Source organism: Actinoallomurus sp. CA-142502 (assembly GCF_050936355.1).
Lineage (GTDB): Bacteria > Actinomycetota > Actinomycetes > Streptosporangiales > Streptosporangiaceae > Actinoallomurus > Actinoallomurus iriomotensis.
On sequence record NZ_JBNJMY010000001.1, the window covers coordinates 9,334,047 to 9,345,364 of the forward strand.

An 11,318-nucleotide genomic window follows, 5' to 3' on the forward strand; every position below is an offset into this window, starting at 1 on the left:
GCCGCCACCGCATCGGGTCGGTCGTCGGTCCAGCCACGCCGCCGAAAAGCGCCATCGGCTCCTACCGACTCCCCCAAGCGCCGCCGGACCGTCCGCGGGTCAGCCGCCGGGCCGGAGCCAGGACTCCAGGCCATCGAGCAGGCGTTGCAGGCCGAATTCGAAGCCGTCCTCGCGCAGCCGCTCCAGGTCCGCGTCCTTGTTCTGCGACCACCACTTCGTGTAGCTCGGGTACTCCCCGGCGATGCGGTCGAAGTACGGCTCCAGCTGCTGGACCAGCTCGTTCGCGCCCTTGCCGGATCGGGTGGTCGCGGTGTGCATCGCCACGTCCATAACGGCCGAGCCGAGCGCGTGCGACATGAGCAGCGAGCTCGCATGGGCCAGTTCGAGGCCCGAAAAGCCGGCGGCGGTCAGCACGGCGATCAGCCGGTCGCTCAGCCGCATCGCCTGGGGGCCGATCGCGGGGTGGATTCCGTACAGGCCGGCCATCCAGGTGTGGCGGAGGATCACCGTCCGTACGCTCCGGACCGATTCCGCCACCGCGGACCGCCAGCCGGTGGCGGCCGGGTCGGGGAGCTCGACCTCGCCCATGGCCTCGTCCAGGGCTAGTTCGAGCAGTTCGTCCTTGTTCGCCACGTACCAGTAGACCGAGGTGGCGCCCGCGCCCAGCTTGGCGCCGAGCCGGCGCATGCTCAGGCCGCTGAGACCCTCGGCGTCCAGCAGCTCGATGGCGGCGCGCACGATGTGCTCCCGGCTCAACGTGGGTTGCTCGCTCCGGCGCGGCCGGGACGGTCGCACCCAGACCGAGGTGGAGATCGGGTCGGTGTCGCGTGGCATCGGACGCCTTTCGCACGAGAAACGCTCCATCGCAGGATATCGGCCCTCGCACACTGTTCGAGGACGGTAGTACGCTGTGCGACAGACTCGCACACCGTACGAACGGAGGACCCATGTCCACTCCCCCGACCCCGGAAGGCCCCGCGCCCTCGGCGGGCTCCGCGGGCGAGACGTCACCTCATCCGCGCCGATGGCTGATCCTCGGCGTCCTGTGCCTGAGCCTGCTCGTCGTCGTGATCGACAACACGGTCCTCAACGTCGCGATCCCCTCGCTCATCCGCGACCTGCACGCGAGCAACGCCGACATCCAGTGGGTCCTCGACGCGTACGTGCTGGTCCTCGCCGGGCTTCTCCTCACGGCGGGTTCCCTCTCCGACCGGTACGGCCGGCGCACCGGCCTGGTCATCGGGCTGATCCTCTTCGGCGGCGCGTCGGTCCCGGCGGCCTTCTCCGGTTCCTCCGGCCAGCTCATCGCCTCCCGGGCGCTGATGGGCGCGGGCGCGGCCTTCCTCATGCCGGGCACGTTGTCCATCCTCACGACGGTCTTCGACGACGAGGAGCGCAAGAAGGCCATCGCCATCTGGAGTTCGGTGCTCATGCTGGGAGCGCTCGGCGGTCCCGTCGTCGGCGGCCTGCTGCTGGACCACTTCTGGTGGGGATCGGTGTTCCTGCTGAACGTCCCGATCGCCGCGCTCGGCATCGTCGCGTCCCTGCTGCTCATCCCCGAGAGCCGCGGCCCGGCGGGCCGGCCCGACCTGCTCGGCGCGTTCCTGTCGACCGTCGGCATGACGGCGCTGGTCTGGGGCGTCATCGGCTCGGCGAAGGACGGCTGGTCGTCCGCGCAGACGATCGGCGGCTTCGTCGTCGCGGTCGTCGCGCTGGCGGCGTTCGCGGTCTGGCAGCGCGTCAGCCGGGCGCCGATGCTGCCGCTGGCCCTGTTCCGCGATCGCGACTTCAGCGGCGCCGGCCTGTCCGTCGTCCTGCTGTCGTTCGCGTCCGGCGGCCTGATGCTGGCGCTCACCCAGTTCCTGCAGTTCGTGCTGGGCTACAGCCCGATGAAGGCGGGGGTCTCGTTCATCCCGCTGCTGGTGACCGTGATCGCCTTCAACGGCATCGGCGTGGCCGTCGACAAGCGGTTCGGGGCCCGCGCGACGCTGGCCACTGGGCTGGTGCTGCTGGCCGCGGGCTTCGGCCTTCTCTCTCTGCTGTCGCGGGACGACGGCTACGGGACGCTCGTGATCGCCCTGATCGTCATGGGCGCCGGCAGCGGCACGGCGGGCCCCGCGGCGTACGCGACGCTGCTGGGCGCGCTGCCGAAGGACCGGGCGGGCGTCGGCTCGGCCGTCAACGACACGGTGTCGCAGATCGGCCAGGCGCTGAGCATCGCCGTGCTGGGCAGCGTGCTGACCGCCGCGTACGCGGCCAACATGCCGGACGACGTCACCGGCCCGGCCCGCCACTCGATCGGTGAGGCCCTCGCCGTCGCGGCCTCCCGGGGTGACGCGGCCCTCGCCTCGACGGCCAAGGGCGCTTTCGTGGACGCCATGACGACGATCTCCGTCGTCGGTGTGATCGCCGGCCTGGCCTCGGCGGTGGTCGCCGTACTGATGCTGCGGGCCCGCCCGCGGCGGCAGGCGTCCGCGCCCGTGACGCCCGAACCCAGCCACCGGTAGCACACGCCGAGTGGACAGCATCCGGTTTCGTCTGTCCGTCCCGCCGGGCTTGGGGCCACGACATTCGGAAAGCGTCGAGCGCCTTTCCGAATGGCCGTTGCCCCAGCGCTTCTCCGCGATGCAGACCGCGTTGTTCCTGCAACTCGACGAACGCTTCCGAATCGCCAGCCGTTCGATCGAACCGACGGTGCGAGGTGAGCGGGCCTCTCGCGCACTCGTGCCGGGATTCGCTCACCACCGCGCTGCGGGCGGCGAGTCCGTCGTCCTGGCGCAATTACTGGTATCGGGTGCAGTGCCCGTCGCGGATCGCGCACTATGAGGCGCTCCGGCGGCTGAGCGGCGAACCGTTCACGGCGGATCAGACGCGGCGGTTCGACCCGTGGGCGGTGCCGGCCCGCTCCTGCGGCTGGTGGTGGCCGCGCGAACGCGTCTGCGTCGTCTCCGACCGCCCCGTCTCGCTCAGCACCGAGGTGTGGCAGGACAACGGGAACGTACGCCTGCACGACCCGGACGGCCGCGCCGGCCGGGCGTCCGCTGGACGCCGGTGCCTCCGGAGGGGGTGGAGCCGCTGCGCGATACGGCCGGCGGCCATTCGCACACGCTGGTCGCCGCGCCGGGCACCTGCCGCTGGACCGGCATGGGGACCGACACGAACGGGCTGACTCTCGGCGCCTTCGAGGCCCTCGCCCCGGTGTACCTGCTGCACGCGGAACACGGCGCGACAGGCTGCGCCCCCGGAAAGTACGCGGTTCGCCGCCAACGCGAGGTCGAGGGCCGCCGCGCCCGCCTGGTCGCCGACTGATCCGAGCGGTGGCCCGGGCCACGAGCGCTCGATGAGCTAGACGGTGGCGGAGCGGCGTACGGCGGGGATGACCATGGGAGTGTCGGTCTCCGGGTCGGGGATGACGCGGCACGGCAGGCCGAAGACCTCCTCCACCAGTTCCGCCGTCACGACCGTAGACGGGTCGCCCTCCGCGACCACCTCGCCGTCGCGCATCGCGATCAGGTGGGTCGCGTAGCGGGCCGCGTGGTTCAGGTCGTGCAGGACGGCGACCAGCGTGCGGCCCTCCTCCTGGTGCAGCCGGGCGCACAGGTCCAGGACGTCGATCTGGTGGGCGATGTCGAGGAACGTCGTCGGCTCGTCGAGCAGCAGCAGCGGCGTCTCCTGGGCGAGCGCCATCGCGATCCAGACGCGCTGCCGCTGGCCGCCGGAGAGTTCGTCCACGTACGCGCCGGCCAGGTCCGTGACGCCCGTCGCGGCCATCGCCTCCGTGACGACCCGTTCGTCCTCGCCGGACCACTGGCGCAACAGGCGCTGGTGCGGGTAGCGGCCGCGGGCGACCAGGTCGGCGACGGTGATGCCGTCCGGCGCGATCGGTGACTGCGGGAGCAGGCCCAGCGTACGGGCGACGGCACGCGTGGGCAGCGTGTGGATGTCGTTCCCGTCCAGGAGTACGGTGCCCGAGCGCGGCTTCAGCGTGCGCGCCAGGGCGCGCAGCAACGTCGACTTGCCGCAGGCGTTCGGGCCGACCACCACGGTGAACGACCGGTCGGGCACGGCCACGCTCAGTCCCTCGGCGACCGTGCGCCGCTCGTAGGCGAGCGTCAGGTCGTTCGCCCGCAGGCGTGTCATATCCGTCCCCTCCTTCGCTGGGTGGCGAGCAGCCACAGTAGATAGCCGCCGCCGAGTACACCGGTCAGCACGCCCACCGGGAGCTGGTGTCCCGGGATGATCCGCTGGCCGGCCAGGTCCGCGCCGGTGAGCAGCGCCGCGCCCATGCACAGGGAGGCGACGAGGTTGGGGCCCGGGTCGGCGGTGAGCCGCCGGGCGAGCTGCGGCGCGGTGAGCGCGACGAACGAGACCGGGCCGGCCGCGCCCGCGGCGAACGAGGCGAGCAGCACGGCCGCGGCCAGCAGCATCAGCCGCAGCCGCTCGACCCGCACGCCGAGGGCGTACGCCGTCTCGTCGCCCATCTCCAGCATGCGCAGGCCGCGCCCGCCGCCGAGTACGACCGGCGGCACGGTGACCGTCACCGCGACGAGCAGGGGCACCACGTCGTTCCAGCCGCGCCCGTTGAGGCTGCCGGTCAGCCAGAGCACGGCGCGGGTGGCGTCCGGGATGTCCGCGCGGGTCAGCAGGTAGCCGTTCACGCCGGTCAGGATGGCCGCGACGCCGATGCCGATGAGCACGAGCCGGTAGCCGTGCACGCCCTGCCGCCAGGAGAGGGCGTAGATCAGCACGCCGGTGGCCACGCCGCCCGCCACCGCGCCGCCCATGAGCGCGACGCTGCCGCCGCCGGCCACCACGGTCACGAGCGCGCCCGCCGCCGCACCCTGGGTGAAGCCCAGCAGGTCGGGGCTGCCCAGCGGGTTGCGCACGAGCGACTGGAACAGGGCGCCGGAGAGTCCGAGGGCCGCCCCGGTGAGGAGCGCGGTGAGGACCCGGGGCAGGCGTACCTGCTCCACGATGAACGCGTCGGCGGCCGAGCCGTACCCGGCGAGCGTGCGCACCACCGCCGCCGGGCTCATGGGGTAGTCGCCGCTGCCGATCGCGACGACGGCGAACACGAGCGCGGCCAGCAGGCAGAGCGCGCCCACCGCCAGGGCGCGCGTCCGTACACGCACCGACCATCCGCCGGGAGTCCGCAGGATCATGCGCGCGCCCACCGTCCGCGCCGGACCACGTGCAGGAAGAACGGGCCGCCGAGCACCGCGGTGACGATGCCCACCTGCACCTCGCCGGGCCGGGCGAGCACCCGCCCGAGCACGTCGGCGCCGAGCAGGGTCGTGGGCGCGAGCAGCGCGCAGTACGGCAGCAGCAGGCGCAGGTCGGGACCGGTCAGGGCGCGTACGACGTGCGGCACCATCAGGCCGACGAAGACGATCGGCCCGCACGCGGCGGTGGCGGCGCCGCACAACAAGGTGACGGCGACGATCGTGCCCGCTCGCGTACGGGCGGGCCGCGCGCCGAGCGCGTTCGCGGACTCCTCGCCCAGCGCGAGGGCGTTCAGCGGGCGGGCCAGCAGGAGCGCGAGCACGGCGCCGGCCGCGACGAAGGGCAGGATCCCGGTCACCGTGGCGGGCCGCGCGGAGGCCAGCGAGCCGACCGTCCAGAACCGCATCCGGTCCAGCGAGTCGGTGTCGAGCAGCTGCACCGCGTTGACGTAGGCGTACATCACCGCGTTGACGGCCGTGCCGGCGAGCGCCAGCCGTACCGGGGTGGCGCCGCGCCCGCCGCCGACCGCCCAGACGAGGACCGACACCGCGCCGGCGCCCGCGAACGCGAACCACACGTAGCCGGTGAAGGAGTTGATGCCGAAGAACGAGATGGCCGAGACGACGGCGGAGGCCGCGCCGGCGTTGATGCCGAGCAGCCCGGGGTCGGCCAGCGGGTTGCGGGTCAGGGCCTGCATGAGGCCGCCGGCGAGGCCCAGCGCCGCTCCGGCCAGCAGGCCGAGCAGCGTGCGCGGAAGCCGGATCTGACGGACGACGGTGTAGCCGGGCGCGTGGGGGTCGGTCAGCCCGTGCCACACCTCGGCCGGGGAGAGTTGCTTGGCGCCGAACGCGAGGCTCAGCACGAGCACGGCCAGCAGGAACAGCGCCGCGGCGAACGGACCGGCGACGCGCACCGCGCGGGGGCGGACGCCGGCCGGCGCGTCCGGTCGCGACTCGACGCGCGCCAGGTCGGTGACAGGCACGTACCAGCTCCGATCCGGATCGAGAGGCCCGGCCCCTACTGGACAGGCCGGACTTAGGTTAGGTTAACCTAAGTCCGGCCCGACGATCAGCCCCCGCATGACTTCGGTGACCATTCCCTCCTAGTGACGAGAGAAGGCCTCGCCATGCCCGGAACGCACGATCTGTCCCGTCGCGGTCTCCTGGCCGCGGGCGGCGCCGCCGGACTCGGCGCGCTGCTCGCCGCCTGCGGCGGAAACGGCGGCGCCCGCGCCACGACCTCCGGAGGCTGGTCGTTCACCGACGACCGCGGCCAGAAGGCCACCGCGAAGAGCCGGCCGAAGCGGGTCGTCGCCTACGTCGGCACCGCCGCCGCGCTGCACGACTTCGGCGTCGGCGACCAGCTCGTGGGCGTCTTCGGGCCGACGAAGCTGAAGGACGGTCGCCCCGACCCGCTGGCCGGGAGCCTCGACGTGAACAAGGTCACGATCATCGGCAACGCCTACGGCGAGTTCAACATCGAGAAGTACGCCGCGCTCCACCCCGACCTGCTGGTCACCGAGATGTTCCAGCCGCCGAACCTGTGGTTCGTCCCGGACGACAGCAAGAACAAGATCCTCCCGCTGGCGCCGAGCATCGGGTTCACCGACTCACACGTCAGCCTGCCCCAGCCGATCCAGCGGCACGAGCAGCTCGCCGCCGCGCTCGGCGCCGACCTCAAGGCCGCGCCGGTCACCGCCGCCAAGGCGCGCTTCGACCAGGCCGTGGAGTCCGTACGCGCGGCGGCCAAGGCCAACCCCGGCATCAAGGTGCTGGCGGCGTCCGGCAGCCCCGACCTGTTCTACGTCTCCGACCCGCGCGTGTACGCCGACCTGTCCTACTTCCAGAGCCTGGGCGTCGACATGATCGTGCCGAACAAGGTCACCGGTGGCTTCTTCGAGAACCTGAGCTGGGAGAACGCCGACAAGTACCCCGCCGACATCATCCTGCTCGACAACCGGACCGCCGCGTTGCAGCCGAAGGACCTCACCGCCAAGCCGAGCTGGTCGAAGCTGCCCGCTGTCAAGGCCGGCCAGATCACCCCCTGGCTGAGCGAGGCACGGTTCAGCTACGCGGGCTGCGCGCCGGTGCTGGAGGCCTTCGCCAAGGCCGTACGCGACGCCAAGAAGGTGAGCTGACGTGGCGCCCGCGGCGACGCGCCCGCGGACGGCGCCGTTCTGCTTCTTCGACGTCCACGTCGTCCGCGCCGAACTCGTCGGCCGCACCATGAGGCGGATCACCTTCGGCGGCGAGGGGCTGGCCGGCCTGACGTGCGGGGGCCGCGACCAGCGGGTCAAACTGTTCCTCCCCCATCGGCACCAGGAGACGCCCGCGATGCCCGGCGGGGACGACGACTGGTATCCGCGCTGGTGCGCCATGGACCCGGACGTACGCGCGGTCATGCGCACCTACACCGTGTGCGGGCAGCGGCGCGAGCCGGAGGAGTTCGACGTCGAGTTCGCGCTGCACGGCGACAGGGGGCCGGCCTCGCGCTGGGCGGCCTCGGCGCGGCCCGGCGACCGCGTGGCCGTCCTCGGCCCGACGGCCGCCGACAACGGCGGCGTCGACTTCCGCCCGCCGCCGGACACCGGCTGGGTGCTACTCGCCGCCGACGAGACCGCGCTGCCCGCCGTGGCCGGGATCCTGTCCTGGCTGCCGCCCGGCACGCGCACCCGCGCGTGGATCGAGGTGCCGCACGCCGATGACATCCGGCGGCTGCCGACCGAGGCGGACGCGGAGATCACCTGGCTCGTCCGCGGACAGGCCGCCCCGGCCCGCCCGACCGTGGACGCGATCCGCGACGCCGCGCTCCCCGCCGGCACCCCGTACGCCTGGATCGCCGGTGAGGCCGGATCCGTCCGCGCGCTACGCCGCCACCTGGTCGGCGAACGCGGTTTCGACCGTCGCGCGGTCAAGTTCACCGGCTACTGGCGCCGGGGCGCGTCGGAGGAGGACCTCCTCGCGGAGGCCGCACGAGCCTCTTAGAAGATCGTGACGTATCGGACCGGGCGGGAGGCAGGCGAGAAGAAGCCCGCCATCGGCCACCCGGAGCCCCTCGCCGGCCGGCCGGCACGGGACCCGGCTCTAGCCGAGGTTCCACTCCCCGGTCTGGCCGGCACCCAGGTCCATCGCCCAGCGGACCTTGGTGATCGTCGCGTCCTGGGGCACCTCGAAGGGGATGTAGCCGGTCTGCGTGCCGCCCGCCGGGACGTTGACCGTACTGATCAGCGGGTTCACGGACAGGTGCAACGCGACCTTGTCCTTGTAGGACTTGCCCTGGGCGTCGACGACGGTCGCGGCGTCGACCGCCGTCTTGAAGGGGTTCACGCCCCGGTCGGTGAAGGTGAACTCGACCGCGACGAGACGGTTGCCGGGAGCCGGACTCGCCAGTGGGTCGTCCCCGCCCTTGACCGGGTCGGCGACCTTGGTGGCGGCCACTTCGATCTCCGACGGTCCCAGGTTCGGGTCCGGTTTGTCGGTGCCGACGCCCGACCTCAGCTTGATGGTGCTGCCGAGCGCGGCGGCGATCGTCGTCTGCGTGGGCAGAGGACTCAGCGCCGACTCACTCGGCTCGTCCGTCGCGCCGTTCCCCGAGCAGGCGGTGAACAGGGCAACGGACAGACCGAAACCGGCGAGTGCCCGGAAGAACCGGTAAGGGCTGTTCACCCCTGGAGGCTAATGCCCGCCGACGAAGCGTCTCTCCGCCCGTGCGCGAAATGGCGAAGGCCGGTGCGCTCCATGGCGACCACACCGTTGGGGCCGGCTCTAACCGCGCGTTTCGGCGAACCGGTCCTGACCCAGCACCGCGAGCAGTTGCAGCTTCTCGTATCCCTCGGTGCGCGGGGGCGCGGTGAGCACGAGCAGCGCCTGTGACTGGTCCTCGGTGAACAGCACCTGGCAGTCCAGTTCGATCGGGCCGATTTCGGGGTGGATGAGCGTCTTGTGGTCCTCGAAGCGCTTGGCGACCTCGTGCCGGTCCCACAGCTCGGTGAACTCCGTGCTCTCCTTCCGCAGGGCCCGTACGAGCTCGCCGGCTCGGGACCGCGAGCCCATCGGGCCGTAGGCGGCGCGCAGGTTCGCGACCATGGCGCGGCTCTGCCGGTCGCGGTCGTCCTCGGGGTAGCGCAGCCGCTCGGAGGGGTCGGTGAACCAGCGGTAGACCTCGCTGCGGGCCAGGCCCGTGTAGCCCGACCTGTCGCCGAACAGGGCGTCGGCCATGCGGTTCTGCACGAGGGTCTCGCCCAGGTTGGACAGGATGAGCGCCGGAGTGTCGTCGAGACGGTCCAGCACCCGCATCAGGGCGGGGGCGACGTGCGTCGCGGCCGACACCGAGGTCGGGGCGCTGTGCCCCGCGATCTCGAACAGGTAGTCGCGCTCGTCGCCGGTCAGCCGGAGCGCGCGGGCGAGCGACGCGAGCATCTGCTCGCTCGGCTGCGGACCGCGTCGCTGTTCGAGGCGCGTGTAGTAATCGGTCGACATCACGGCGAGGGACGCGACCTCCTCACGCCGCAGGCCCGGGGCCCGGCGCCGGGCGCCCGAGGGAAGGCCGACGTCCTCCGGCTGCAACGCCTCTCGGCGGCGGCGCAGGAAGTCCGCCAGTGCTGCGCGATCCATGGACACCATTATCGGCCGGTTTCGCAGGTGAACCAGGGATCGCCGATCCCCCGATGAACGGTCTCTGCCACCGGGACGGCCGCGTGGACAGGATCGGGGCATGAACATCTCCGGAAACACCATCTTCATCCCCGGCTCCACCAGCGGCATCGGCCTGGCCCTCGCCCTGGAACTTCAGGCCAAGGGCAACACCGTCATCGTCGGCGGCCGCCGTACCGAGCTGCTCGAACGGATCGCCGCCGAGCACCCTGGCATCGACACCGTCCGGATCGACACGGCGGACGCCGCGAGCATCGAGTCCGCCGCGAAGGAGGTGCTGGCGAGGCATCCCGACCTCAACGTCCTCGTCACGATGGCCGGCATCATGAAGATCGAGGACTGGCACCGGCCCGAGTCGTTCCTCGCCTCGGCCGAGTCGGTCGTGACGACCAACGTGCTCGGGCCGATCCGGCTCATCGCCGCGTTCGTCGAGCACCTGCGGGCCCGGCCGGACGCCACGATCGTCACGGTCTCCTCGGGTCTGGCGTTCACGCCGCTCAAGGTCACGCCGAGCTACAACGCGTCGAAGGCCGCGATCCACATGCTCAGCGAGTCGATCCGGCTCCAACTCGCCGACACGAGCGTGAAGGTCGTGGAGCTCGTGCCGCCCTCCGTCCGCACCGCGCTGCTGCCGGGGCAGGAGAGCAGTGAGTTCGCGATGCCGCTGGAAGAGTTCGTGGCGGAGGTCGTCGCGCTGCTCGAGACGGAGCCCGACGCGAAGGAGATCCAGGTCGAGCGGGTGAAGTTCCTGCGGTACGGCGAGGCGCGCGGCGACTACGACCAGGTCGTCGCGACGCTCAACGCCGCCGACCCGCACGGGAATTGACCAGCGGGAGGAAGACGTCGTCGACGATCTCGACGAGCGTGGACTCCGGAACCGGGGCGGACGTCAGCAGCATCTCGTGCCGGAGGAGGTCGGCCGGCAGGGTGGTGATCCGCCGGCCGACCGCCCCGGGCCGGATCTCGCCGCGGTCGGCGGCGCGCCTCAGGATGGTCTCCATCACGCCGGTCATGATCGAGAAGAACACGGGGTCGAGGTCGCGCGCCTCGGCCATCAGGCCGTGCACGACGTCCGGGCCGACGTCGTCGTAGCGCCGCGCCATCCGGTCGAGCACGGCGAGGACGTCGCCGCGCAACTCCCCGGTGTCGGGAACGTCGTCGGCGATCGACACGACGCGGGACCGCATGGCGGCCAGGACCAGCTCGGCCCGGTTGCGCCAGCGGCGGTACAGCACCTGCTTGCCGGTCCGGGCGCGGTCGGCGACGCCCTCCATCGTGAGGTTCATGTAGCCGACGGCGCCGAGCTCCTCCCAGGTGGCGCGCAGGATCGCCGCCTCCAGCTCGGAGCCGCGCCGGCGTCGTACGGCCGGGGCGTCGTCGTTCATCGCACCCTCCATAAGAGACCTTGCGTCTCCTAACGACGCCACTCTACACTCCTCGGCA

The 11,318-nt window shown here is 72.2% G+C and carries 14 protein-coding genes; 7 read left to right on the top strand and 7 right to left on the bottom strand.

Annotation, left to right across the window (positions count from 1 at the left end; all coding sequences use genetic code 11):
* Nucleotides 1-99 precede the first annotated feature (99 nt).
* Nucleotides 100-834: a TetR/AcrR family transcriptional regulator gene (locus ACQEV1_RS43510; RefSeq protein WP_285627377.1), complete on the bottom strand. Its 735-nt coding sequence runs from the start codon at nucleotides 832-834 to the stop codon at nucleotides 100-102.
* 113 nt (nucleotides 835-947) lie between these two features.
* On the opposite strand from ACQEV1_RS43510, the gene ACQEV1_RS43515 reads away from it, so the two are divergent.
* The 4 genes from ACQEV1_RS43515 to ACQEV1_RS43530 all read left to right on the top strand — a co-directional run bounded on the left by ACQEV1_RS43515 (nucleotide 948) and on the right by ACQEV1_RS43530 (nucleotide 3,309).
* Entirely contained in the window at nucleotides 948-2,507 is a 1,560-nt protein-coding gene (locus tag ACQEV1_RS43515) for an MFS transporter (RefSeq protein ID WP_433402770.1), read from the top strand.
* A 10-nt stretch (nucleotides 2,508-2,517) separates the two neighbouring features.
* On the top strand, nucleotides 2,518-2,826 hold the full coding sequence (locus ACQEV1_RS43520) for a hypothetical protein (protein ID WP_433406209.1): 309 nt from the start codon (nucleotides 2,518-2,520) through the stop codon (nucleotides 2,824-2,826).
* Between the two features lie 67 nt (nucleotides 2,827-2,893).
* The gene (locus ACQEV1_RS43525; RefSeq protein WP_433406090.1) at nucleotides 2,894-3,169 is read left to right on the top strand and encodes a DUF6745 domain-containing protein; all 276 of its coding nucleotides are present in this window, start codon (nucleotides 2,894-2,896) and stop codon (nucleotides 3,167-3,169) included.
* Complete coding sequence (locus ACQEV1_RS43530; protein ID WP_433406211.1) at nucleotides 3,052-3,309, top strand: hypothetical protein; 258 nt, start codon at nucleotides 3,052-3,054, stop codon at nucleotides 3,307-3,309. Before ACQEV1_RS43525 ends, ACQEV1_RS43530 begins: the two co-directional genes overlap by 118 nt.
* A 36-nt stretch (nucleotides 3,310-3,345) precedes the next feature.
* Here ACQEV1_RS43530 and ACQEV1_RS43535 read toward each other — a convergent pair whose 3' ends face one another.
* Genes ACQEV1_RS43535 through ACQEV1_RS43545 form a run of 3 tightly spaced genes read right to left on the bottom strand, consistent with a single transcriptional unit; the run spans nucleotide 3,346 to nucleotide 6,205 of the window.
* Nucleotides 3,346-4,140, bottom strand: coding sequence for an ABC transporter ATP-binding protein (locus ACQEV1_RS43535; RefSeq protein WP_285627365.1), 795 nt, complete (start codon nucleotides 4,138-4,140; stop codon nucleotides 3,346-3,348).
* Complete coding sequence (locus ACQEV1_RS43540) at nucleotides 4,137-5,162, bottom strand: FecCD family ABC transporter permease (protein WP_285627362.1); 1,026 nt, start codon at nucleotides 5,160-5,162, stop codon at nucleotides 4,137-4,139. Before ACQEV1_RS43540 ends, ACQEV1_RS43535 begins: the two co-directional genes overlap by 4 nt.
* Nucleotides 5,159-6,205, bottom strand: coding sequence for a FecCD family ABC transporter permease (locus tag ACQEV1_RS43545; protein ID WP_433402775.1), 1,047 nt, complete (start codon nucleotides 6,203-6,205; stop codon nucleotides 5,159-5,161). The genes ACQEV1_RS43540 and ACQEV1_RS43545 overlap by 4 nt, the downstream gene beginning before the upstream one ends.
* A 144-nt stretch (nucleotides 6,206-6,349) precedes the next feature.
* Here ACQEV1_RS43545 and ACQEV1_RS43550 point away from each other — a divergent pair, with 144 nt between their 5' ends.
* Complete coding sequence (locus ACQEV1_RS43550) at nucleotides 6,350-7,360, top strand: ABC transporter substrate-binding protein (protein WP_433402778.1); 1,011 nt, start codon at nucleotides 6,350-6,352, stop codon at nucleotides 7,358-7,360.
* A gap of 1 nt (nucleotide 7,361) precedes the next feature.
* Nucleotides 7,362-8,207 carry a siderophore-interacting protein gene (locus tag ACQEV1_RS43555; RefSeq protein ID WP_433402780.1) on the top strand — a complete coding sequence of 282 codons (846 nt, stop codon included), beginning with the start codon at nucleotides 7,362-7,364 and terminating at the stop codon, nucleotides 8,205-8,207.
* A gap of 99 nt (nucleotides 8,208-8,306) precedes the next feature.
* Here the strand turns inward: ACQEV1_RS43555 and ACQEV1_RS43560 are convergent, their stop codons facing one another.
* Both ACQEV1_RS43560 and ACQEV1_RS43565 read right to left on the bottom strand, forming a co-directional pair.
* Nucleotides 8,307-8,888: a DUF4352 domain-containing protein gene (locus tag ACQEV1_RS43560; RefSeq protein WP_285627351.1), complete on the bottom strand. Its 582-nt coding sequence runs from the start codon at nucleotides 8,886-8,888 to the stop codon at nucleotides 8,307-8,309.
* A 99-nt stretch (nucleotides 8,889-8,987) separates the two neighbouring features.
* A complete protein-coding gene (locus ACQEV1_RS43565) occupies nucleotides 8,988-9,836 on the bottom strand; it encodes a helix-turn-helix transcriptional regulator (RefSeq protein WP_433402784.1) in 849 nt (282 codons plus the stop codon).
* A gap of 100 nt (nucleotides 9,837-9,936) precedes the next feature.
* Here ACQEV1_RS43565 and ACQEV1_RS43570 point away from each other — a divergent pair, with 100 nt between their 5' ends.
* Nucleotides 9,937-10,701, top strand: coding sequence for an SDR family oxidoreductase (locus tag ACQEV1_RS43570; protein WP_433402787.1), 765 nt, complete (start codon nucleotides 9,937-9,939; stop codon nucleotides 10,699-10,701).
* Here the strand turns inward: ACQEV1_RS43570 and ACQEV1_RS43575 are convergent.
* Nucleotides 10,673-11,260, bottom strand: a complete 588-nt coding sequence (locus ACQEV1_RS43575) for a TetR/AcrR family transcriptional regulator (RefSeq protein ID WP_285627342.1) — start codon at nucleotides 11,258-11,260, stop codon at nucleotides 10,673-10,675. The genes ACQEV1_RS43570 and ACQEV1_RS43575 overlap by 29 nt on opposite strands.
* Nucleotides 11,261-11,318 lie beyond the last annotated feature (58 nt).